21 protein-coding genes and 1 tRNA gene are annotated in these 21,522 nt (G+C 62.2%); 9 read left to right on the top strand and 13 right to left on the bottom strand.

All coding sequences use genetic code 11. From position 1 onward, the window contains the following. Positions 1-45: 45 nt before the first annotated feature. The 9 genes from tssG to BX591_RS28280 all read right to left on the bottom strand — a co-directional run bounded on the left by tssG (position 46) and on the right by BX591_RS28280 (position 9,442). Positions 46-1,158, bottom strand: a complete 1,113-nt coding sequence (gene tssG / locus BX591_RS28320; protein WP_111934673.1) for a type VI secretion system baseplate subunit TssG — start codon at positions 1,156-1,158, stop codon at positions 46-48. Further along, positions 1,155-3,035, bottom strand: coding sequence for a type VI secretion system baseplate subunit TssF (gene tssF, locus BX591_RS28315; protein ID WP_111934634.1), 1,881 nt, complete (start codon positions 3,033-3,035; stop codon positions 1,155-1,157). Before tssF ends, tssG begins: the two co-directional genes overlap by 4 nt. Continuing rightward, positions 3,035-3,598: a type VI secretion system baseplate subunit TssE gene (locus BX591_RS28310; protein WP_167444633.1), complete on the bottom strand. Its 564-nt coding sequence runs from the start codon at positions 3,596-3,598 to the stop codon at positions 3,035-3,037. Before BX591_RS28310 ends, tssF begins: the two co-directional genes overlap by 1 nt. Positions 3,599-3,681: 83 nt before the next feature. Next, positions 3,682-4,164, bottom strand: coding sequence for an Hcp family type VI secretion system effector (locus tag BX591_RS28305; protein WP_111934632.1), 483 nt, complete (start codon positions 4,162-4,164; stop codon positions 3,682-3,684). A gap of 43 nt (positions 4,165-4,207) precedes the next feature. Beyond that, complete coding sequence (gene tssC, locus BX591_RS28300) at positions 4,208-5,722, bottom strand: type VI secretion system contractile sheath large subunit (RefSeq protein ID WP_111934631.1); 1,515 nt, start codon at positions 5,720-5,722, stop codon at positions 4,208-4,210. A 70-nt stretch (positions 5,723-5,792) separates the two neighbouring features. Next, on the bottom strand, positions 5,793-6,338 hold the full coding sequence (gene tssB, locus BX591_RS28295; RefSeq protein ID WP_111934630.1) for a type VI secretion system contractile sheath small subunit: 546 nt from the start codon (positions 6,336-6,338) through the stop codon (positions 5,793-5,795). Between the two features lie 51 nt (positions 6,339-6,389). Then, complete coding sequence (tssA, locus tag BX591_RS28290) at positions 6,390-7,589, bottom strand: type VI secretion system protein TssA (RefSeq protein ID WP_111934629.1); 1,200 nt, start codon at positions 7,587-7,589, stop codon at positions 6,390-6,392. A 744-nt stretch (positions 7,590-8,333) separates the two neighbouring features. After that, a tRNA-Pro gene (locus tag BX591_RS28285) sits at positions 8,334-8,410 on the bottom strand. A 39-nt stretch (positions 8,411-8,449) separates the two neighbouring features. Next, positions 8,450-9,442, bottom strand: coding sequence for a polyprenyl synthetase family protein (locus BX591_RS28280; RefSeq protein ID WP_105509497.1), 993 nt, complete (start codon positions 9,440-9,442; stop codon positions 8,450-8,452). 237 nt (positions 9,443-9,679) lie between these two features. On the opposite strand from BX591_RS28280, the gene rplU reads away from it, so the two are divergent. The 4 genes from rplU (at position 9,680) to proB (ending at position 12,835) form a co-directional block, all read left to right on the top strand. Further along, positions 9,680-9,991, top strand: a complete 312-nt coding sequence (gene rplU / locus BX591_RS28275) for a 50S ribosomal protein L21 (RefSeq protein ID WP_007747161.1) — start codon at positions 9,680-9,682, stop codon at positions 9,989-9,991. A 25-nt stretch (positions 9,992-10,016) separates the two neighbouring features. Then, entirely contained in the window at positions 10,017-10,280 is a 264-nt protein-coding gene (gene rpmA / locus BX591_RS28270) for a 50S ribosomal protein L27 (RefSeq protein WP_007180330.1), read from the top strand. 242 nt (positions 10,281-10,522) lie between these two features. After that, positions 10,523-11,644 carry an Obg family GTPase CgtA gene (cgtA, locus tag BX591_RS28265; protein WP_111934628.1) on the top strand — a complete coding sequence of 374 codons (1,122 nt, stop codon included), beginning with the start codon at positions 10,523-10,525 and terminating at the stop codon, positions 11,642-11,644. Between the two features lie 72 nt (positions 11,645-11,716). Next, entirely contained in the window at positions 11,717-12,835 is a 1,119-nt protein-coding gene (proB, locus tag BX591_RS28260) for a glutamate 5-kinase (protein ID WP_111934627.1), read from the top strand. Between the two features lie 138 nt (positions 12,836-12,973). Here proB and BX591_RS28255 read toward each other — a convergent pair whose 3' ends face one another. Continuing rightward, positions 12,974-13,531, bottom strand: coding sequence for a CNP1-like family protein (locus BX591_RS28255; protein WP_111934626.1), 558 nt, complete (start codon positions 13,529-13,531; stop codon positions 12,974-12,976). Between the two features lie 76 nt (positions 13,532-13,607). Then, positions 13,608-14,354 (bottom strand): RNA pyrophosphohydrolase, encoded by a 747-nt coding sequence (locus tag BX591_RS28250; RefSeq protein WP_111934625.1) that lies wholly within the window; start codon positions 14,352-14,354, stop codon positions 13,608-13,610. Between the two features lie 344 nt (positions 14,355-14,698). Between BX591_RS28250 and BX591_RS28245 the strand changes: the two genes are divergently transcribed. Together BX591_RS28245 and BX591_RS28240 are read left to right on the top strand one after the other, a co-directional pair. Continuing rightward, positions 14,699-16,435, top strand: a complete 1,737-nt coding sequence (locus BX591_RS28245; RefSeq protein ID WP_111934624.1) for a proline--tRNA ligase — start codon at positions 14,699-14,701, stop codon at positions 16,433-16,435. Between the two features lie 11 nt (positions 16,436-16,446). Beyond that, on the top strand, positions 16,447-17,046 hold the full coding sequence (locus BX591_RS28240; protein WP_035548754.1) for a MarC family protein: 600 nt from the start codon (positions 16,447-16,449) through the stop codon (positions 17,044-17,046). A 122-nt stretch (positions 17,047-17,168) separates the two neighbouring features. Here the strand turns inward: BX591_RS28240 and BX591_RS28235 are convergent, their stop codons facing one another. Together BX591_RS28235 and ffh are read right to left on the bottom strand one after the other, a co-directional pair. Continuing rightward, positions 17,169-17,720, bottom strand: a complete 552-nt coding sequence (locus BX591_RS28235; RefSeq protein ID WP_035548752.1) for a hypoxanthine-guanine phosphoribosyltransferase — start codon at positions 17,718-17,720, stop codon at positions 17,169-17,171. Positions 17,721-17,860: 140 nt separating this feature from the next. Next, positions 17,861-19,228, bottom strand: a complete 1,368-nt coding sequence (ffh, locus tag BX591_RS28230) for a signal recognition particle protein (RefSeq protein ID WP_111934623.1) — start codon at positions 19,226-19,228, stop codon at positions 17,861-17,863. An 81-nt stretch (positions 19,229-19,309) separates the two neighbouring features. On the opposite strand from ffh, the gene BX591_RS28225 reads away from it, so the two are divergent. Genes BX591_RS28225 through ampD form a run of 3 tightly spaced genes read left to right on the top strand, consistent with a single transcriptional unit; the run spans position 19,310 to position 21,171 of the window. Continuing rightward, the gene (locus BX591_RS28225; RefSeq protein ID WP_111934622.1) at positions 19,310-20,233 is read left to right on the top strand and encodes a cytochrome C assembly family protein; all 924 of its coding nucleotides are present in this window, start codon (positions 19,310-19,312) and stop codon (positions 20,231-20,233) included. A gap of 9 nt (positions 20,234-20,242) precedes the next feature. Beyond that, positions 20,243-20,578, top strand: coding sequence for a PP0621 family protein (locus tag BX591_RS28220; RefSeq protein WP_111934621.1), 336 nt, complete (start codon positions 20,243-20,245; stop codon positions 20,576-20,578). Next, entirely contained in the window at positions 20,575-21,171 is a 597-nt protein-coding gene (gene ampD, locus BX591_RS28215) for a 1,6-anhydro-N-acetylmuramyl-L-alanine amidase AmpD (RefSeq protein WP_111934620.1), read from the top strand. The genes BX591_RS28220 and ampD overlap by 4 nt, the downstream gene beginning before the upstream one ends. Positions 21,172-21,522: the final 351 nt, after the last annotated feature.

Here is a 21,522-nt window from a genome sequence, read left to right as displayed (position 1 = left end):
TCTCGTGAGTAACGGGCGCGCGGGGAGGTCGGTTTCGGGAGAGGCTCAGGCGGCTTCGGTTTCGGGTTCGTGCTCGTGCTCGTATTCGTATTCGTCTTCGTATAGTTCGGGCTGGTAGACGAAATCGGTGGTGTTGGCGGTGAAGTTGGTATTGGTAGGGGCGTTAGCATCGGCGCTGACGTAAGCGCAAGTGCCAAGCCAACTGCCCCAGCCCAATGGCGGGCTGTTACTGCCCAACTTGGCGCCACTCGCCTGGTCAGCGGCAAGAATCAGCCGCAGATCCCACGCCCATTCGACGCCCGCGTACAGACGCACCCATTGCACCAGTTGGCGCGCCTGCTTCGTGCGCGGCAAGAGGGCAAAAAACTGGGCGCGCGTTAACGGGCCGAGCCTGATCTCGAACTTCGACTGCACGTCGCGTACGGCGACGCCGAGTAGCGCGCCGCTGCCAAGCCTGCGGGTCGCCATGCTGCCGCGCAGCCGGGTGCATTGCGACGCTTCGACTGGAATCCAGTGCGGGACGAACTCGACGATCGTCACCGGCACGCCGAGATACGCTTCCAGGATCTGTTGAAGTCCAGCCGGATTGCGGATTTGCCGCACCAGATGGCCGGCCATGAAATGGCAGGCGTGAGGCGGCAGGTCGCCGCGCCGAGTCTGCGACGGCAGCCCCAGATGAATCAGGCTCGCGACATAAGCGTCGAAGCGCGCACCCGCGCCACGATCGAGGCTCACGGTGGCTTGCGCGTCGGCCCAGGCGCGGTAGAACAGCAGCGCCAGCCGGTGATGAAACAGATCGGCGAATGCCATCAGTGCAGGGTCGTCGTGATTGCGCGCCCGGTCGCGGGCGTACTCGGTCAAATGTAGCGGTAACGGACCGTTGGGGCCGAACAGGCCAAAGCCGTGTATCGACAAGCGCGGTGGTACACCTTCTTTCGGCGGCGTTGCGCTCGCCAGCGCGGCGGGTGCGAACACAAGCGACGGCTGCTGGCCGATGCGCAGCGGTTCGTCGCCCGGATGAGTTGCGTGTCCAAGACGCGCCGGCGCGCCGGCGCGGGCGTCGAGCCAGCGCAACAGCGCGTAGAGGTCGTACGCGTGTGGCGCGTTGGCGACCTGTTGCCAGAAGCGTGGCAGCGACGGATGAGCGGCGCGGTTCATGCGATTGGACGGCAGCCGGCACGCGGCGCCCACCGGCTGATTTCACCGCGCTGCAACGTTGCCACGGCGAGCTCGCTAAAGCTGTTCAGCGACACATGGCGGGCGAAGAATTGCTCCAGCACCGCGCCGAACAGATAGGGACTGGCGCCGGCGAACGCCAGTTCGTCGAGCATCAGCGAAACGGCTACGCCGCGGCCGAACATCAGCGGGCCCGGCTGCGGCAACTGACGGTACACGGGTTGAACCTGAACGCTGCGCAGCCCGTGGATCTGCGGCGTCACGTCGGCTTGCGCGGCGCCCGCATAAAGTTCGAGCAACTCGCGCAGCACGTGTGCGCCTTCGCCGCCGTCGAGATCGGTTAGCGTCAGATAGTTCAGACCAAGGTGACTGATCAGCCGCCAGGTGATGTTGCTATCGGCCAGCGCCGGGCGCGGCGGCGTGGGTCCGCGCAGCACCTTGACGGCGCTGACGGGGGCGGAAATACGCAAGCTGAAATCGCTGCTGTCGGTAAGCGGGATCAGCGGCGCGAGGTCGCGATTGGTGCAGAGGGCTTCCACCGACAACTGACTTAGATCGTCCGAAAACGGCGCGTCATACTGGTCGACCAGCGACAGGAACACTTCGCTGCCGCTATAGGCGGCCGGCGCGTTACCGCGTCGCTGCCCGCGCGCGGCGTTACCGATACGAGGTTCGCGACGGACCGAAAAATAGCGCCCGTGGCCGCTTGGCGCGTCGCCTGAAATCGTGCCGTAGAGCGGCCGAAACTCGCAGTGACTGCCGGCCGACTGCGGGTGCCCGGTCACTTTCTCGACGGTATGGATCTCGTGGTCGAGCGGCCTTGTACGGTCCACCACCAGATGATGTTCGTGACGCTGCAGGGTGATCGCGATGCGGTCCGTGCGTTTCGGAAACAGATTGATGACCGGCGTACAGAACAGCGCAAGACTACGGGTGTCGACCGAGCGCTCGAGTTCGGGCGCCGCCTTGTCGAGCAGAAGGGTCAGCGAAAACGTCGTGCCGCCGATCTGGCGTAACGCCCGGCGCAGATGCCTGATGCTAAAGAACAGGAAGCGTGCCGGGAACGCAAAGTACTCGTGCAGCAGCCGATAGCCCTGGAACGAGCGCGTGCCGTAAGGCAGCAACGCCTGAGCCGCGTCGAATCCTTCGTGATGGACGGCCCCGTCGTCGAGCAGCGAGCAACGGTCTGCGGTCTGCGCGCCGTCACTGCAGACCACGCCGACGCAGTGTGCGAGCACCAGTTCCAGCAAGGGCAGCGCCTGGTTTTCCGCGCCGCCGAGGAAAAACGTCAAAGCGTCGAGCGGCATCTGGCTCAGATTGTCGGCGCCGCAGACTTCAAACCGTATGGTCAACGCGGCGCGTACCTCACCTTGAACGTTGAGTCGTGCCAGCGGTAACTCGGTAGGCGCGCCGCGCAGCCTGACCTCCGCCATGCGTAGCGGCCAAAGGGTCAGCGCATGAGCGGTGCGAAATTCGCAGGCGGTCTGCTCGCCCTCGCTGAGGTGCGCGCGTAGCGGGGTACCGGCCGGCAACGTGTAGCCGTCGTGCAGACTGCCTTCACGCAGATTGGGCTGCACGGCGACGATCGCCATGGACGGCAACGGCGCCAGATAGTTCGGGTAGACGACCTCCAGCAGCCGCTGCGAAAAGCGCGGAAATTCGGCGTCCATCTTTAACTGAATACGCGCGGTCAGAAAGCTGAAACCTTCCAGTAGCCGCTCGACATACGGGTCCTGCACGCGCGTGCCGTGCATGCCGAGATGGCCGGCGGCGTTCGGAAACGCTTCGGCGAACTCGGCGCCGAGTTCTCGCAGATAGGCGAGTTCGCGGTTGTAGTAGTCGAGCAGGCGTGCATCCATTACGCGATACCCTGCGAGTGCAACGTGATGCGGCCGTTCTCGAGCTCGACTTGCGATCGCAGCACAAACGCCTGCGGCACGTCGCCCGCCCACAACTGCCCGCTGATCTCCAGCGGCAGCGTGTTGCCCGGTCGAGCCGCGTTTGGCCCGGCGGGGCAACGCACCTCGATGCTGTCGGCCAGAATGCGCGGCTCGAACAGCGTGATCGCGTCGCGAATCGCGCCTTCGATCTGGCTCCAGCCGTTGGCCGGAACGCACGAGCCGGACAACGTGTTCATGCCGAAATTGACCACCGAGCGACGCACGTGCGGATGGGCGTCGAGATTGTCGATGGCGCCGAGCGGGACACTGTTCATGAGCCAGCCGAGATCGCGCAGAATCGATTCACGCAATGCCGTGCGCAACGCGGTATGTGGCGGCGCGCAGCGTTCGGCCGGCCCGCTCGATGCGGGAGAACGTTGGGCTGTCAGGCGATCCAGCAACATCGGCTGAGCGTCGAAACGCGGTCCACGGCGCGGTGCCGCGGAATCCAGCGGCTCGCGCAAGAAAAAAGGCTCGGTCACAGATAGTCTCGCTCGCAGGAGAGCCATACGGGCAGTGGCATTTGATTGATTGCCCTGCCACTCGCTGAAGAAGGGAAGCGCGCTTAAACTTCGCGGTTCTGCTTGACGTCCCAGGCGAGCACGCTTTCGCCGCCTCGATTGCCCTGGTCGGTCTGCTCCCAATACTGTTTCTTCACCTTGGCTGCCTGGAACGCGTAGGTGACTTGCACCGCCTCGGATGTTTTCGCGGCGCTCTGCAGGACGGACGTGACCAGCACCTCTGACAGCGTGATGCGCAGATACTCGATCTGCGAGCCGCCCGCTTTACACACCGAGACCTCGACCTGTGGCAAGTGTCTGCCGTTGGCGCAGTACTTGAGGATCGCCGGCGCGGCTTTGTCCATGAAGGTTTCGACTGTCAGATCGTGGAAACTGGCTTTGCCGATGCCACCGCCGCTACCTGTTGCCATATTGCCGGGCTGCGCCGCGCCCCACGAATAGGACTGGATGTCGATCCACCCTTTATGGCTGGCGTCTTTCGATTCGCCGGTGACGCCGTCTACCCGCAAGTACATATCCACTGACATTTTTTGTTCCCTTTTCGATGAAGCGAATGTGGTGACCCGATGTTCAGAACTGTTGCGGCGATGCCGCGCTGTCTTTCAGCGCGGGCAACTTCGAAACCAGCCGCAATGAGACGGTGAGCCCTTCCAGCTGAAAGTGCGGACGCAAGAAGAATTTGGCGCTGTAGTAGCCAGGGTTGTCCTCCAGGTCTTCGACAACGATTTGTGCTGCTGCCAACGGTTTTCTTGCCTTGGTGTCCTGCGACGAGTTGATCGGGTCGCCGTCGACGTAATTCATGATCCAGTTGTTCAGCCAGGCTTCCATGTCGCTGCGTTCCCTGAACGAACCGATCTTGTCGCGCACGATGCACTTCAGGTAATGAGCAAAGCGGCAGCACGCGAACAGATAGGGCAGACGCGCGGCCAGTTGCGCGTTGTCGGTTGCGGTGGCGTCGTGGTATTCGGCCGGCCGCTGCAGCGATTGCGCACCGATGAACGTCGCGCAATTGGAGTTCTTGCGATGCACGAAGGGCATGAAGCCGTTTTTGGCGAGTTCCGCCTCGCGCCGGTCGCTGATGGCGATTTCAGTCGGACATTTGATATCGACACCGCCGTCGTCCGTGGGAAACGTGTGGGTGGGCAGATCCTGCACCGTGCCGCCGGATTCGACGCCGCGAATCGACGTGCACCAGCCGTAATACTTGAACGAGCGATTGATGTTGGCCGCCATTGCGTACGCGGAGTTGATCCATGTGTAGCGCTCGTGATTGGCGCCCTCCGTGTCTTCCTCGAAGTCGAATGCGTCGACCGGATTCTCGCGCGCGCCATACGGCAGGCGTGCGAGAAATCGCGGCATGGTCAGGCCGAGATAGCGGGAATCGTCTGACTCACGCAAATGGCGCCACGCGGCGTACTCGCTGTTCTGAAAAATCTTGCCGAGGTCGCGCGGATTCGATAGCTCCTGCCACGACGCCATTTGCATGACCGCCGGCGAGGCGCCCGTAATGAACGGGCAATGGGCGGCAGCGGCGATCCTGGCCATTTCGCCGAGCGTTTCGACGTCCGGCGGGCTGTGGTCGAAGTAGTAGTCGCCGACGAGGCAGCCGAGCGGTTCGCCGCCGAACTGACCGTACTCTTCCTCGTAGACCTTCTTGAACAGGGGGCTTTGATCCCACGCAACGCCCTTGTGGCGTTTCAGCATACGGCTCAGTTCCGTCTTGCTGATCGGCATGCAGCGAATCTTCAGCAACTCGTCTGTTTCGCTGTGGTTGACCAGATAGTGCAGGCCGCGCCACGCCGATTCGAGTTGCTGGAAATCGGGGTGGTGAATAATGGTGTTGATCTGCTGCGACAACTTGCGGTCGATTTCAGCGATCACCGTCTGGATTGTCTGGTACGCGTCGTCCGACATGACGACTGCGTTTTCCAGTGCCTGCAGCGCCAGCGTTCTGACCGCGCCGTCAATGGCCTGTTGAGTTTGCTCGGTGCGCGGATTGAATTCCCTCATCAGTACGGCTGAAAAATGTTCGGCCGTGAGCGGGGGACTGGCCGACGGCTGGGTGACAAACTGTGCGAGGGTCATGGTGATCTCCGAAAGCGATGCTGAGTCGAGGTCGTGCACGCTGGCGCAGCGCGCATTTTTTGTCGGCCGTCTATCTGGTGGCTATGTCGCTTTCCGGTTCGGCTGGGACAGCGGGATCGGCGAGCGCTTTCAGTAACGTTGGGTTTTTCAACGCCTCGGTGAGCAACGCTTCCGCGCCGCTTTTGCCGTCCATGTAGGAGAGCAGATTCGACAATTGCGCGCGCGCCTGCAGCAACTGGTCGAGCGCGGGCACCTGGCGCGCGATCCTGGCGGGCGAGAAATCAGCCATGCACTCGAAGGTGAGTTCAGCAGCGAGCATGCCGTGGCCGGCAATGTCGTTCGAGACCTGAAGCGCGACACGCGGCTGGACCGACTTGAGCCGGTCGTCGAAGTTGTCGACGTCGATTTCCATGAATTTGCGCTCTTCGAGACCGGGCAGAGGCCGGGTGGATTTGCCGGCAAGGTCGGCGATGACGCCCACCACGAAGGGAATTTCCACTTTGCGCTCGCTGCCGTACACCTCGACGTCGTATTCGATCTGCACGCGCGGCGCCCGATTTCTCGCGATGAATTTCTGCCCGGTGGCTTTTGCTTTCGATGCGTTCGAATGGATCATGTTGACTTGTGCTCCCTCGTGGTTTCGGCTGGTCGCAGCTCGTGGGTTGGGTCAGTTGCCTGGATTAGCGGTGGGTCGCTGCGTCTCACCCGCGAGAGCGTCGAGTTGTGGCAACGCGGCAGGCGCCATGTCGCGCACGATTTCGTAGAAGTTCATGTGCATCAGACGCTGCGCGCGGCGTAGTAGCAGAGGCGCGGGATGGCCGGGCTCCGTGCGCTCCAGGTAGCGACATACACTGTCGAGTGCGAGCAGGGCGTCGTGGCGTGAACGGAGCACGATGGGGCCGGTGGAGGGTTCGAGGAGGCCGTCGACGTCGTGTGCGGATAGCGATGCCGATGCCGACGCAGGTTCGGGATCGCAGTGCTGAATCCGCCCGGTTGCGACGGTCGACCGAGTGGAACGCTCGTCCTGGACGGGCCCCTGACGTAAATACGCCTCTTCACCTTGTTCGGATCGGATATTCGTAGCTCGCCGGAATTGATGATGGTCGGTGACCGACAGCAGGTTCGCGCCCTCCGGGTTGTGGGCCGCTTGCGAGACTAAGCGCAGTGGATGTTCAACGGCGCTGGAATCCGGCACCCACGTGTCGTTCAGATTCACCGAGACGTGCCCGGAGATGCGTTCAATGGCATCGAGCACTTGCCGTACAACGGCGAGTTCGCCGGACGCGCCACGCAGCACCGAGCGCAACTCCGCCTGCAGCTCGGCGTTGGACAAGGAAGCCGTGTTTGCAGCCAAAGCCGGCTTTCCTTCGAGAATGGCCGCCGCGTCCCGCAGGGATAACGGGCCCAGCCGCCAGTGCAGCAACGTGGCCCCGCGTGCCGCGTGGCCAAGCGTCTCGCGATCCGTGAATGCGGCCAATGCGTTCAGCCGCGGAAGTGGATCGAACTCACCGGCCGCCTGAAGCTGAGGATGAATAGGCCCCCAAAATTGGTCGAGCGCGTCTGCCGTTAGCGAAATGCCTTTCGCGTAGCCTTCAAGGCCCTCAATGGCGGTCCAGGCCAGCGTCAATAGTGCGAAGAGGCGCACGTCGATCGATCTTTCGAGCAACGCGATCGCCAACGCCGCCACGCGCCGCCAGTCCGGCGCGATGGCTGGAATCAGCGTGTCGCCAAATTGTTGCTCGCGACTGCCCGCTGCAATCTGCTGCAACGCGATGAATTCAGCGTCGTATTCCAGATCGGCGCCACAAGGGTGCTCGAAATTGATGGGATTAATCGCATAGGCGGGGGCGAGCTTGATGGGATGCATTGGCCGAGTAAAGCGTAGATCTTGTTCAGATGAGCTGAATTGAATGTGAGTCTTAATTTGCGAAGCTGTTAATAGGAATTTCTTGGAAAGTCGCGAAGCCTTATCAGATTGGTTTAAAGCTCAAAGTATTAAACTAAATTTCCTGGTTAAATCCGTCTCGCGGACTGCAACGCACGGTGGGACGGCGTAGCCGTACCGAACCGCCTGCTGGGCTGGCTCTCATCGCAAGGCTACTGATTGAGTTTGATTTGCATGCCGAAATATATCCGGCAGGCGTTTGGTTGGATTCAATATTATTCCGGGTTTATTCATAGCGCAAGCTTCTTTGCCTATCTTTTAATGGTTTGAATTTCTTCTTATTATTAAGATGAGATGGCTGAGTGGCGGCGAGATAAATAATCGCTCGGCGCAGATATTGATCGGATTGCATCGACTTATTAGAGCGACGGGTGTCGTCATTTTGCGCGGCGACAGCGCGGAAGCCTGCTGCCAGGATTTATCTTGGCGGGCGTTGTGAACTCGCCGAGGTGGGGCGTCGTCGGATGAAAGATAGCGAGATTCGCTGATGTCTCGCGTGCGCCGACCGAGTTCGGTGGGCTGATTCGATAGGGATGCCGTAGTCGGCGACAAAGATTGCGCGATCTGCGCAGCGCTCATTGGGCTAGCCCACAAACCGCCGATCCAAAACAAAAAACCGCCAAGCAAGCTGGGCGGTTTTTCGAGCCTTCAACATCAAGGCAAATTTGGTCGGGGTGAGAGGATTCGAACCTCCGGCCTCTACGTCCCGAACGTAGCGCTCTACCAGGCTAAGCTACACCCCGATTTGGTACTGCTGGACTCTTACGGTGTTTCAGTCTCGTTCAAGACTGTCTTGCCGTCGAGTAAGAACATAATTCTAGCAGGCTATCTTTGAAAATGGAATCGGGAAATGAAGAAATTGCTGCTGCTGCGGCCTGCGCTTCCTGTTTCGCGCATTCGAGCGTGTGATCCAGCGCGCCGGAGCGCGTGATCGCTTCGAAGATCGTGTCGAATCGGGCGGTCCCGCCCTGCTCGATCGCTTCCCGGGCGAGCGCCGATTGTTCGGGCGTGCCGCGTTCGATCAGATAGATCAGAGGGAGGGTCGGTTTGCCCTCTCGCAGATCGTCGCCGGCATTCTTGCCCATCGATTCGGCCGTGCCCGTGTAGTCCAGCCAGTCGTCCATGATCTGGAACGCGGTGCCGATGCGCCGGCCGAATTCCGCCGCGGCGGCTTCAGTCTTCGCGTCCGAGCCGGCCAGCACTGCGCCGAGCTGAGCTGCCGCCTCGAACAGCTTGGCGGTTTTGTAGCGGATCACCTGCATGTAGCGCGCTTCGTCCACGTCCGCGTCGTGCATGTTCAGCAATTGCAGCACTTCGCCTTCGGAGATGATGTTGGTCGCCTCCGACAGAATCTCCATGACGCGCATCTTGCCAACGCCGACCATCATCTGGAACGAGCGCGAGTAGAGGAAATCGCCGACCAGCACGCTCGCGGCATTGCCGAACAGCGCGTTGGCGGTCTGGCGGCCGCGCCGCAGATCGGATTCGTCCACCACGTCGTCGTGTAGCAGCGTGGCAGTGTGGATGAACTCGACGACCGCCGCCAGTTCATGCCGGTGCCCCGTGGTTTCACCCAGCGCGCCGGCCACCAGCAGCAACAGCGCGGGCCGCAGACGCTTGCCGCCGGCACTGATGATGTACTCGGAGATCTGGTTGATCAGCATCACGTCCGACGCTAGACGGTGCCTGATGACGCGGTTGACCTGCTGCATGTCTTCGGCGATCGGAGCGAGCAGGCTGGCGGCGTTGGAGGAGGGGGTGGCAGTCGACGACATGATGGCTGAATTGGGTAGTGCCGCGAATTATAAGGCGAATCGCGGCAGTTCCGTGTCGCGGGCTGCCGTAGGGAGCGCTCGGCGGTGGCTGGGCCGTGCGCTGGGGCGCGGCCGCGAGGCGCCAGGCACCTTGCACGGTGTCTCTCAATGAGTTTTGACCGCGTAGCTAACTCTATGTATAATCACGGGTTTCCGCGCGCGGTGCGTGGAAAAAATGAACACAGAGTGAGGTTCTCAATGTACGCGGTCATAAAAACCGGTGGCAAGCAGTATAAAGTTGCCGTCGGCGAAAAACTTAAAGTAGAACAGATACCGGCAGACATTGACGCTGAAATCACGCTCGACCAGGTTCTCGCAGTGGGCGAAGGCGAATCGATTAAGTTCGGTACGCCGCTGGTCAGTGGGGCTTCCGTCAAGGCTACCGTCGTGTCGCAAGGTCGTCACAAGAAAGTGACCATCTTCAAGATGCGTCGCCGGAAGCACTACCAGAAGCATGGCGGCCACCGCCAGAACTATACCGAACTGCGCATCGACGCGATCAACGCGTAAGCGCAACGGTTAAGGAGCAAATCAAATGGCACACAAAAAGGCAGGCGGATCATCCCGCAACGGCCGCGACTCCGAATCGAAGCGCCTCGGCGTGAAGGTTTACGGCGGTCAGGCTATCAACGCTGGCGGCATCATTGTTCGTCAACGTGGCACGCGTATGCACCCGGGCGAAAACGTCGGTATCGGCAAGGATCACACCTTGTTTGCGCTGACGGACGGCCACGTCAATTTTTCGACGAAAGGCGCAGCGAAGAAGCACATGGTCAACGTCGTCCCGGCAGCAGTCTGAGCTTACTCAGGCACGGGCTTCAGGACCGGTAAAAGGCCCCGCGAAGTTAGCGGGGCTTTTTTTATTCCGCCGGCTTTTGCCGGACGAATGGGCGTGAATGCGCCGCTCATGCCGTCAGTCCTATGCCGTTCGATCGATTGATCGGCACGTGGCTGGCGCGGCAAAATAGCAGCAACGAATACATCCAGTAGCATTCAATCTGGCAGCACCATCTGGCAGCACACCACGGGACGGAGTTACGCATGAAGTTCATTGACGAAGCGAGGATTGAAGTCATCGCCGGCGACGGAGGGGATGGCAGCGCGTCGATGCGCCGCGAGAAATTCGTTCCGTTCGGCGGCCCGGATGGCGGCGACGGGGGCCGGGGCGGCAGCGTGATTGCGGTCGCGGACCGTAACATCAACACGCTGATCGACTACCGCTACGCGAAAAAACATCTGGCGCGCAACGGCGAAAACGGCCGCGGCGCCGACTGCTACGGCAAGGGCGGCGACGACATCACGCTGCGCATGCCGGTCGGCACGACCATTTCCGATATGGAAACGGGTGAGCTGATCGCCGATCTGACCGAACACAACCAGAGCGTGCAAATCGCCCAAGGCGGTGCGGGTGGTCTCGGTAACCTGCATTTCAAATCCAGTACGAACCGCGCGCCGCGTCAGAAGACCGACGGCAAGCCGGGCGAGCGCCGCATGGTGCGCCTTGAATTGAAGGTGCTGGCCGACGTCGGTCTGCTCGGTATGCCGAACGCCGGCAAGTCGACCTTCATTTCGTCGGTGTCGAACGCGCGGCCGAAGATCGCCGACTACCCGTTCACCACGCTCGCGCCGAACCTGGGCGTGGTGCGTGTCGGGCCGAGTCGCAGTTTCGTGATTGCGGACATTCCCGGTCTGATCGAAGGCGCGGCGGAAGGCGCCGGCCTCGGTCACCAGTTCCTGCGTCACCTTCAGCGCACCGGCCTGTTGCTGCATATCGTCGACCTCGCGCCGTTCGACGAAGCGGTCGACCCGGTCGCGGAAGCCAAGGCAATCGTCAACGAACTGCGCAAGTACGACGAGTTGCTGTACGAGAAGAAGCGCTGGCTGGTCCTCAACAAGCTCGACATGGTGCCCGAAGACGAACGCGAAGCGCGCGTTTCGGCGTTCCTCGAAGGCTTCGGTTGGGACGGCCCAGTGTTCGAAATCTCGGCGCTGACCGGTCAAGGTTGCGAGAACCTTTGCTATGCGGTGTTCGATCACATCGCCTCGCACTCGGACGCGCAGCGTGCGGCCGAAGCCGAAGATCTCGCCGCCGACGTACGTTTCCGCGAAAAACCGGCAGCGCCGGCGGCCGCGGACGAATCCAGCGTCGACCCGCAAGAATAAGAAAGCACGAGCGCCGGCGCGCCTGGGCGGGTTGCCGGCTTGCATCACGCGTCAACTTGGAGACAGCGCACAATGCGTTCCGTCATCGCAGATTCACGGCGATTGGTAGTGAAAGTCGGTTCGAGCCTTGTTACGAATGACGGGCGCGGCCTCGACCATGCCGCGATCGGCCGCTGGGCGGCGCAGATCGCGGCGCTTCGCGCGCAAGGCAAAGAGGTCGTGCTGGTCAGTTCCGGTGCGATTGCCGAAGGTATGCAGCGGCTCGGCTGGACCAAACGTCCGCGTGAAATCGACGAACTACAGGCCGCTGCGGCCGTGGGTCAGATGGGTCTCGCGCAGGTCTACGAAAGCCGCTTTGCCGAGCATTCGATTCAAACCGCGCAGATTCTGCTGACACACGCCGACCTGGCCGATCGCGAGCGCTATCTGAACGCGCGTTCCACGCTGCTGACGCTGTTGCGCCTTGGCGTGGTGCCGATCATCAACGAGAACGACACGGTCGTCACCGACGAAATCAAGTTCGGCGACAACGACACGCTCGGCGCGCTGGTCGCGAATCTGATCGAGGGCGACGCGCTCATTATTCTGACCGATCAGCAAGGGCTGTTCACTGCGGATCCGCGCAAGGATCCGAACGCCACGCTCGTCCAGCAAGCCGATGCCGGCGCACCAGAACTCGAGGCAATGGCGGGCGGCGCCGGCTCCAGCCTCGGGCGCGGCGGCATGCTGACCAAGATTCTCGCCGCCAAGCGCGCGGCACACAGCGGCGCCGATACGGTGATCGCAAGCGGCCGCGAGGCGGACGTGCTGTCACGGCTGGCGTCGGGTGAAGCGATCGGCACGCAGCTTATTGCACGCACCGCGCGCATGGCGGCCCGCAAGCAATGGATGGCGGACCACCTGCAAGTGCGCGGCCATGTCGTAATCGACGACGGTGCGGTCGAAAAGCTGACTGACGGCGGCAAGAGCTTGCTGCCCATCGGCATTGTCGGCGTGCAGGGTGCGTTCGCGCGCGGCGAGGTGATTGCTTGCCTGAACGCGGCGGGGCGCGAAGTGGCGCGTGGGTTGACGAACTACAGCAGCGCGGAAACCAAGCTGATTCAGCGTCGCCCGAGTGGCGAGATCGAATCCGTGTTGGGCTACATGCTCGAGCCCGAGTTGATTCATCGCGACAATCTGGTCCTGGTCTGAACCTGACGCCGGTTCGCAGCAGATCCGGAGCCGGCGCGCGGCACAGACAAAAAAGCCGTTTCAGCACAAGCTGAAACGGCTTTTTTCACATCCATGACCCGCTGCGACCTCGAACAACTCGCTCAGGAACAACCACCCTCAACGGATCAACGAAGCCGCGGTGCGCTTGTAGCGAATGTTCTCGAGAATCCGTTGAGCGTTGCCCGTCGGCATCTTGCTGGCGCACAGATAGTCCTGGTACAGCGCCGACTGATACGCGTTCAACGCACCGTCTTCGATGCGCGTGAAACCGTTCGCGACCGTGGTGTCCCAACCATCGTGATCCGCATTCAGGCTCGCGTACTGGCGCCATTCATACGTGTCGCAGCGAATCCCTTCGTAGATCACGTTACGCGCGCCGCTCGGGCTCGTCACGACGACGGTGAGGCGAACCACGCCGTCGGTACCGACAGTCAGCGAATTCTTGTCGACCGCGAACTGCAGCGGGGTATTGCCCGAAACAGCAAACGGCAGCAGATTCGCGTCTTGCGGCAGCGGCGGCAACGTGTCCACCTTGTTTTCGACCCAGCTACCCTGGCGGTCCAGCAGGTAGACGAACGCGCTGTCGTCTTTATTGGTGGGTTTGCCGGCGCTCGAGCAACCAGCCAGCAGGGCGCCGGTGGCGACGCACGCCACGACGAGAGCAAGTGCTTTCAATATGATTTCCTCGAAACACCGGCGCGGCTCAGTGAGCCGCGCCGGTTGAGGCGGCCAGGACAGCCGCACAGCGTTGTTAATTGCGCGCGCCCGGGCGGAATAGCGAACCGGCGGTTTCGCGAGCGGATTCGCCCTCGTCCTCATGCTCCGACGCGGCGCCCACCTCGGGCTCCGATCCGGAACCCGAACCGCAATCGGACGCGATCGTGGTGTGAACCGATGTTTCGATGCTGACAGATGTCACCGTGGTCACCGTCATTATCGTGGAATCCGGCGGGCTTTCCATTGACGACGCTATCCTTGGATAGCGCGGCACATGGTGCCCGACAGGTTTTTCCGCACGCGGCACAGCCCGGCGCATGAAGCGGGATAGCTCCGTCAGCGCCAACTGATACACATCCCGCTTGAACTCGATCACACAGTCGAGGGGCACCCAGTACTCGTTCCAGCGCCACGCATCGAACTCAGGATGGTCGGTGGCGCGCAAGCAGATGTCGCAATCGCGTCCAACCATCCGGAGCAAAAACCAGATTTGTTTCTGGCCGCGGTAGTGACCGCGTACTTCGCGCTTGATGAACTTGTCAGGCACCTCGTAACGCAACCAGTCGCGCGTGCGACCGATCACCTTGACGTGCTCAGGAAGCAGCCCGGTTTCTTCGTGTAACTCCCGATACATCGCTTGCACGGGGGTCTCTCCGTACTTGATGCCCCCTTGCGGAAACTGCCAGGAATGTTCACGGAGCCGTTTGCCCCAAAACACCTCGTTGTGCGCGTTCAAGAGGATGATGCCGACGTTCGGGCGAAAGCCTTCACGATCCAGCATACAACCACCTTCGAATCCTTTAAAATTGCTTTGATTATAAACAGATAACGGACCCGACGCACCGATTCGCACCAGATTGGAACGATTCGCCGCAAAAGGCCCCGCGTTTGGGGTAGCCTGTCAGTCTTTCCGTGCCTTATCCCGTGTGTGAAGGCTTTGCGCGGCGGCTTCGGCGGCGCGCAAAAGCGTGCCGAAGCGCACAAAAGCGCGCTGAGACGTAAGCGCGCAGCGCTGTGCCAGGCGTCGGGCGAACCGGGCTGACAAAGCGCCGGGTCTGTGTCGATTCCCCACCGTTTTCACCTTTCGGGCGGTCCTTCCGGAGCCGCCGCTTTTGGAAAATCTGAATGAAAGCTTCCCGTTTCTTTATCGGCACGCTCAAAGAAGCGCCCGCCGACGCCGAGATCGTCAGCCACAAGCTCATGGTGCGCGCCGGCATGATCCGTCGCGTGGCCGGCGGTATCTATAACTACCTGCCGGTCGGCCTGCGCTCGATCCGCAAGGTAGAAGCCATCGTGCGTGAAGAAATGAACCGGGCCGGCGGGATCGAGCTGCTGATGCCGGCCGTGCAGCCGGCCGAGTTGTGGCAGGAATCCGGCCGCTGGGAAAAGTACGGTCCCGAGCTGCTGCGTTTCAAAGATCGCAAGCAAACCGATTTCGTGATCGGACCGACCCACGAAGAAGTCGTCACGGACATCGCGCGTAATCAGATCAAGAGCTACCGTCAGTTGCCGGTGAATTTCTACCAGATCCAGACGAAGTTCCGCGACGAGATCCGTCCGCGTTTCGGCGTGATGCGCGGTCGCGAATTCATCATGAAAGACGCGTACTCGTTCGACAAAGACGCGGAAGGTCTGCGCGAGTCGTATCGCAAGATGTACGACGCGTACGTGCGCATCTTCACGCGCCTCGGTCTCGACTTCCGCGCCGTGGCGGCGGACAACGGTTCGATCGGCGGCAGCGGTTCGCACGAATTCCACGTGATCGCCGACACCGGTGAAGATGCGATCGCTTACTGCCCGACCTCCGAGTTCGCAGCGAACGTCGAAGCGGCCGAAGCGCTGCCGCTGTACGCGGAACGCGCGGCGCCGGCCGAAGCGCTGACGAAAACCGCCACGCCGGGCAAGGCGAAGTGCGAGGCCGTCGCCGAGCTGCTGAACATTCCGCTCGAACGCACCATCAAGTCGATCATTCTTGCGACCGAAAACGAGGGCGCCGAGCCGACCATCTGGTTGCTGATGCTGCGCGGCGATCACGACCTGAACGAAATCAAGGCGAGCAAGCTGCCGGGCCTGGCCGAATTCCGCATGGCAACGGAAGCCGAGATCGTCGAGACCTTCGGCACGCCGCCGGGCTACCTCGGTCCGATCAACACGAAGAAGCCGGTCAAGGTCGTCGCGGATCGCACGGTCGCGAACATGAGCGACTTCGTGGTCGGCGCGAACGAGGTGGATTACCACATTGCCGGTGTGAACTGGGGCCGCGATCTGCCGGAGCCGGTCGTCGCCGATATTCGCAACGTGAAGAAGGGCGATCCGTCGCCGGACGGCAAGGGCGTGATCGACATCTGCCGGGGGATCGAAGTGGGCCACGTGTTCCAGCTCGGCAAGAAGTATTCGGAAGCCATGAACGCCACCTGCCTCGACGAAAACGGCAAGCCGCAGCCGATGGAAATGGGCTGCTACGGGATCGGCGTCACGCGTATCCTCGGCGCCGCGATCGAACAGAATTTCGACGACAAAGGCATCATCTGGCCGGAATCGATCGCGCCGTTCGAAGTCGTGCTGTGCCCGATGGGCTATGACCGCAGCGACGCCGTGCGCGAGCAGGCCGACAAGCTGTACGCGGCACTGGTCGAAGCGGGCATCGACGTCATTCTCGACGACCGTGGCGAGCGCCCGGGCGTGATGTTCGCCGACTGGGAACTGATCGGCGTGCCGCATCGTCTGGTGATCGGCGACCGTGGCCTGAAAGAAGGCAAGCTCGAATACCAGGGCCGCCGTGACGCCGAAGCGACGCTGCTGCCGGTCGAAGAGGCCGCGCAAACGGTGATCGCGAAGATTCGCGCCGCGTTGGCGAGCTAAGCGGAGCGGGCGTGGAATACACCTTCCTGTCCGCGACCATCCTGCTGATTCTGATTACCGATCCGCTCGGCAACATTCCGCTCTTTATTAGTTGTCTACGCGGAGTGTCGCCGCAGCGGCGCACGGTCGTGATTCTCCGTGAAGTGGCGATCGCGTTTGCGATCCTGCTGGTCTTCATGGTGGTCGGGCAGGGTTTTCTGCGCATGATGAGCCTGACCGATCAGTCGTTGCGGATCGGCGGCGGCATCGTGTTGTTCCTGATCGCGCTCAGAATGGTGTTTCCGCATCCGGACGGACCGTTCGGCGGCGACACGCGCGGCGGCGAACCGCTGATCGTGCCGCTCGCGATTCCGGCGCTGGCGGGGCCGTCGGCGTTGGCCACGGTCATGCTGCTGACGTCGCAGGCGCCGGGCAAGATGTTCGAGTGGATCGGCGCGCTCACTGTCACGATGATCGTCTGCGCGATCGTGCTGATGCTGGCCGAGCGCATTCAGGCCTGGCTTGGCGAGCGCGCCATGATGGCGTTCGAACGCTTGATGGGTTTGGTGCTGGTGGCGATTTCGGTCGAGATGATGTTGGGCGGGATCCGGTCGTTCGTGCATCAGCTTTGACGCGCGGCTCCGCTCAAGTCCCCTCGACTCGACGAGCGGCGACCAAAAAAAGCGACCCCGTGGGTCGCTTTTTTTTCGCCGGTACGCCGCGTGATCACGGCGTAGTCGGAAGAACTGGAGCGTCAAGCCCCTTCGGTCAGCGCACGAATGGTCGGCAGGTTGCGCCAGTAACCCTTCGCGTCCATTCCGCAGCCGAACACATAGCGGTCCGGTACTTCGAACCCGCAGTAATCCGGGCGCAGCGGTTTAGCCTTCGGAATGATCTTTTCGCACAGCACCGCGCTCAGGAAACGCTTCGCGCCCATGGCGAGGATGCGGTCGCGGATCGCGGCCATCGTTTCGCCTTCGTCGAGAATGTCGTCGAGCACCAGCACCACACGATCCTTCACCGACTCGGCCGGCGCCACGCGCCACTGCATCTCGTTGCCGCCCTTGGTGGTGTTGCGATAGCGGGTCAGGTGGATGTAGTCGAACTCGAGCGGAAAATCGAGGTGCGGCAGCAGCATGCCGGTGAACACCGCCGCGCCGCCCATGACCGACAGCACGAGCGGGAAGTCCTCGCTCATCTCGCTGCGGATGGCGTCCGCCATGCCGCTGATCGACGCGTTGACGTCGTTGGCCGAAACGATTTCTTCGGAGTGGCTAAAAATGTGCAGAGCTTCTTCGCGGTTCATGACGTCTGACGGGCAATAACTGTATACATAGTGTGGGTGAGATCGACGGCGCGCGGTACAGAATAAACCCGCACACATCGGAAGTCAGCGCTTTCCGACGTTCGCGCGCCAAAAGCACGCGGCCGCCTTCCTGAACAAGCTTAGCGCATGCCGGGCAACATGCCCTTCATGCCGCGCATCATCTTTTGCAGATTGCCACCCTTGAGCTTCTTCATCATGGTGCGCATCTGGTCGTACTGGTTCAGCATGCGGTTGACTTCCTGCACCTGCACGCCCGCGCCCGCGGCGATGCGCCGCTTGCGGGTGGCCTTGATGAGTTCCGGCTTGGCGCGTTCGAGCGGTGTCATCGAATTGATGATGCCTTCCATGCGGCGCATCTGCGATTCGGCCATGCCCATGTTGGCGCCGGCCGCCGCCTGCTGGAATTGCGCGGGCAGCTTGTCCATCAGCGACGACAGACCGCCCATGCTCTTCATTTGCGTGAGCTGCGCGCGGAAATCGTTGAGGTCGAAGTCGCCGCCTTTCTTGACCTTGTCGGCGAGCTTCTGCGCGGCTTGAACATCCACGCCCTTCTGCGCTTCCTCGACGAGGGCGAGAATGTCGCCCATGCCGAGAATCCGGTTCGCCATGCGGTCCGGGTAGAACACTTCGAGGCCGTCGAGCTTTTCGGCGACGCCGACGAACTTGATCGGCTTGCCGGTCACGTGACGCACGGACAGCGCCGCGCCACCGCGCGAGTCGCCGTCGAGCTTGGTGAGCACCACGCCGGTGAGCGGCAATGCGTCGCTAAAGGCCTTCGCGGTGTTGACCGCGTCCTGGCCCAGCATCGCGTCGACCACGAACAGCGTTTCCGCCGGTTTCAGCTCGGTGTGAAGGGCGGTGATTTCCGCCATCATGGCTTCGTCGATACCGAGACGGCCGGCCGTGTCGACGAGCAGCACGTCATGGTAGTGACGCTTGGCCCAGTCCACCGCGGCGCGCGCGATATCCACCGGCTTCTGATCCGGCTCCGACGGGAAAAAGTCCGCGCCGACCTGCTCGGTCACCATCTTCAACTGCGCGATAGCAGCGGGACGGTAGACGTCGCACGAAACGGTGAGGACCTTCTTCTTGTACTTTTCGCGCAGCAGCTTGGCGAGCTTGCCGACCGTGGTGGTCTTACCCGCGCCCTGCAGACCCGCCATCAGGATGATGGCCGGCGGCGTGACGGCGAGATTGAGTTCGACCGCCTTGCCTTCGTAGTCGCCGCCGATGATCGCGGTCAGCTCGCGCTGCACCACGCCGACCAGCGCCTGACCCGGCGACAGACTGCTGATGACTTCTTCGCCGAGCGCCTTCTCCTTCACCTTGGCGATGAACTCGCGCACGACGGGCAGCGCCACGTCGGCCTCGAGCAGCGCCAAGCGCACTTCGCGCAGCATTTCCTGGGTGTTCGCCTCGGTGAGCCGGGCTTCGCCGCGCAGCGTCTTGACGACGCGCGCCATCCGTTGAGTCAGATTGTCGAGCATGGGGAGCGATGAACAGTGCGGCCCGGGCAGCGCGCGAAGTGGAAGACGTCGCGGAGTAGGGGCCTAGTGTAAACTTCGAATATGGATATTGTACTGTATGCCCTCACTGCGCTCCTCTACGGCGGTTTAGCCGTGGCCGGCTGGCGCTCGCACCGGCACGCCGCCGTGCGCCCCATGCTCCAGAGCGTGCCGCCGGTGCCTGCCGCGGCCAGCGCGCCGGCCGCCTCGGGCATGAGCTCGGCCGGCCGCGCGCTGCTCGGCGTGGCGCTGGCCGCCCACGGCGTGCTGCTGCACACCACCATCTTCCCGCAGAACGCGATGGTGTTCGGCTTCGCGTTCGCGCTGTCGGCCATGTTCTGGCTCGGCGCCGGCATCTACTGGATAGAGAGCTTTTTCTTTCCGCTCGACGGACTGCGTCTGCTGGTGTTGCCGCTTGCCTGCGTCGCTTCGTTGATGCCGCTGGCCTTCGGCGGCGTGCGCGTGCTGTCGTATTCGGCCGCGCCGTTGTTCAAGCTGCACTTTCTGATTGCCAACATCGCGTATGGTCTGTTTGCGATCGCGGCGCTGCACGCCATTCTGATGCTGCTGGTCGAACGGCGTTTGCATGCCATGCGCGGCGGTGGCGGCATGGCGCAGCGGCATACGGCCGCGGCCGGCAATGGCTGGCTGTCGAGCTGGCTCGACACGCTGCCGCCGCTTCTGACGTTGGAAAAACTGTTGTTCCGTCTGATTGGCGCGGGCTTCGTGCTGCTCACGCTGACCTTGTTGTCGGGCATTCTGTTTAGCGAGCAACTGGTCGACCGCGCGTTGCGGCTCGATCACAAGACCGTGTTTGCGATTCTTTCGTGGCTGATGTTCGGCGCGCTGCTGACCGCGCGCAAGGTGTCGGGTTGGCGCGGTCGCGCGGCCCTGCGCTGGGTGCTGGCGTCGTTCGTCGCGCTGTTGCTGGCGTACGTCGGCAGCCGTTTCGTCTTCGAGGTGCTGTTGCACCGTGCTGTAGTGTGAGCGTATTCCATGCGACAAATATTTCTGCTGATCCTGTTGTTCGTCGTGGGCCAATGGCTGATCAAGGCGCTGCGTCGTCATGACGCGCAAACCGGGCAGCGCACCGGCGGCGCCGGTGCGGGCGCGAACGGCGCGGCAGGCCAGCAAGCCGGTGCCCATGGCGCCGCGCGTCCGGCGGGTCAAGCGCAACCGCGGCCGCAACTCGCCGAGCCGATGATCCGTTGCGCCGAGTGCGGCGTGCATGCGCCGAAGAGCGATTCCGTGGTGGTGGCGGGGCAGCCGTTCTGCAGCGCCGCGCACGCGCAGCGCCATGGCGCGCGTCCGTCGGGGCGTGACGCTCGATGAGCGACGCGTTCACCGTCGACGCCGACGGTTGGGTCGCCGCCGCCAGCCAACTGCCTTCGCCGAATTTCGAGGCGCGGCCCAACGGCGCCGAGCCGACGCTGATCGTCGTTCATAACATCAGCCTGCCGCCGAACGAGTTCGGCGGCACGGCGATCGCCGAGCTGTTCCTGAACACGCTCGACTGCGACGCGCACCCTTACTACGACACGCATCTGCGCGGCGTGCGGGTCTCCGCGCATTTCGTGATTCATCGCGACGGCGCGCTCGAGCAATTCGTGTCGTGCAACGAGCGCGCGTGGCACGCGGGGCCGTCGAATTTTTTCGGTCGCGAGCGCTGCAATGATTTCTCGATCGGCATCGAGTTGGAGGGCAGTGACACCACGGCTTTCGAAGCGGCGCAATACCGCACGCTCGGCGCCCTCGTGAGCGCACTGAAGGCCCGCTATCCGGTCGCGGCGCTCGCCGGTCACTCGGACATCGCCCCCGGTCGCAAGACCGATCCGGGTCCGCATTTCGAGTGGCAACGTCTGCAGCGCGACACCGCGCTCGACGCTCAGTATTTCCCCTATCTCAAGTTTTCCGCGAACTCGTAACGCCCCTTTGCACAACGTCGCGCGATGCGAGCAGAGCAAGGCGCAGCCTTGTTCTCCGGGGAGCGGCGGCGCGCCGCGCTATCCAAAAGTCAACCCATTCAAAGCAAATAAAACGATTTGACCTGTCTCGAATCTCCACTATACTTGGTGCCAGAAATTCGGTTTCACACCACATCTTGTGTTGGCTGTGTATAACTGTGTGGATAACCGAGTGCATAAATCAGCGGCGCCCCGCTCTCCGAGCACGGCGCCGCAAGCATTCCGGGCAGTGAAAAAATTCCTGTGGCGCGGCCGGTCAAGACCAACCGGCGGCATCCAGAAGCATTCAGGGAAGGGGCCTGGCCAGTGATC

It is taken from the genome of Paraburkholderia bryophila (assembly GCF_003269035.1).
In the GTDB taxonomy this organism is placed as follows: Bacteria; Pseudomonadota; Gammaproteobacteria; order Burkholderiales; family Burkholderiaceae; genus Paraburkholderia; species Paraburkholderia bryophila.
This window is presented reverse-complemented; position numbering and strand designations above follow the sequence as displayed.

Bases quoted from the DNA above. Each gene is read 5' to 3' on its own strand.
- rplU (WP_007747161.1), top strand. From the start codon at position 9,680: ATGTACGCGGTCATAAAAACCGGTGGCAAGCAGTATAAAGTTGCCGTC.
- BX591_RS28220 (WP_111934621.1), top strand. From the start codon at position 20,243: ATGCGACAAATATTTCTGCTGATCCTGTTGTTCGTCGTGGGCCAATGG.
- tssB (WP_111934630.1), bottom strand. From the start codon at position 6,338: ATGATCCATTCGAACGCATCGAAAGCAAAAGCCACCGGGCAGAAATTC.
- proB (WP_111934627.1), top strand. From the start codon at position 11,717: ATGCGTTCCGTCATCGCAGATTCACGGCGATTGGTAGTGAAAGTCGGT.
- rpmA (WP_007180330.1), top strand. From the start codon at position 10,017: ATGGCACACAAAAAGGCAGGCGGATCATCCCGCAACGGCCGCGACTCC.
- tssF (WP_111934634.1), bottom strand. From the start codon at position 3,035: ATGGATGCACGCCTGCTCGACTACTACAACCGCGAACTCGCCTATCTG.
- BX591_RS28280 (WP_105509497.1), bottom strand. From the start codon at position 9,442: ATGTCGTCGACTGCCACCCCCTCCTCCAACGCCGCCAGCCTGCTCGCT.
- BX591_RS28245 (WP_111934624.1), top strand. From the start codon at position 14,699: ATGAAAGCTTCCCGTTTCTTTATCGGCACGCTCAAAGAAGCGCCCGCC.
- tssG (WP_111934673.1), bottom strand. From the start codon at position 1,158: ATGAACCGCGCCGCTCATCCGTCGCTGCCACGCTTCTGGCAACAGGTC.
- BX591_RS28250 (WP_111934625.1), bottom strand. From the start codon at position 14,354: ATGCTGGATCGTGAAGGCTTTCGCCCGAACGTCGGCATCATCCTCTTG.
- BX591_RS28225 (WP_111934622.1), top strand. From the start codon at position 19,310: ATGGATATTGTACTGTATGCCCTCACTGCGCTCCTCTACGGCGGTTTA.
- cgtA (WP_111934628.1), top strand. From the start codon at position 10,523: ATGAAGTTCATTGACGAAGCGAGGATTGAAGTCATCGCCGGCGACGGA.
- ampD (WP_111934620.1), top strand. From the start codon at position 20,575: ATGAGCGACGCGTTCACCGTCGACGCCGACGGTTGGGTCGCCGCCGCC.
- ffh (WP_111934623.1), bottom strand. From the start codon at position 19,228: ATGCTCGACAATCTGACTCAACGGATGGCGCGCGTCGTCAAGACGCTG.
- tssC (WP_111934631.1), bottom strand. From the start codon at position 5,722: ATGACCCTCGCACAGTTTGTCACCCAGCCGTCGGCCAGTCCCCCGCTC.
- BX591_RS28235 (WP_035548752.1), bottom strand. From the start codon at position 17,720: ATGAACCGCGAAGAAGCTCTGCACATTTTTAGCCACTCCGAAGAAATC.
- tssA (WP_111934629.1), bottom strand. From the start codon at position 7,589: ATGCATCCCATCAAGCTCGCCCCCGCCTATGCGATTAATCCCATCAAT.
- BX591_RS28305 (WP_111934632.1), bottom strand. From the start codon at position 4,164: ATGTCAGTGGATATGTACTTGCGGGTAGACGGCGTCACCGGCGAATCG.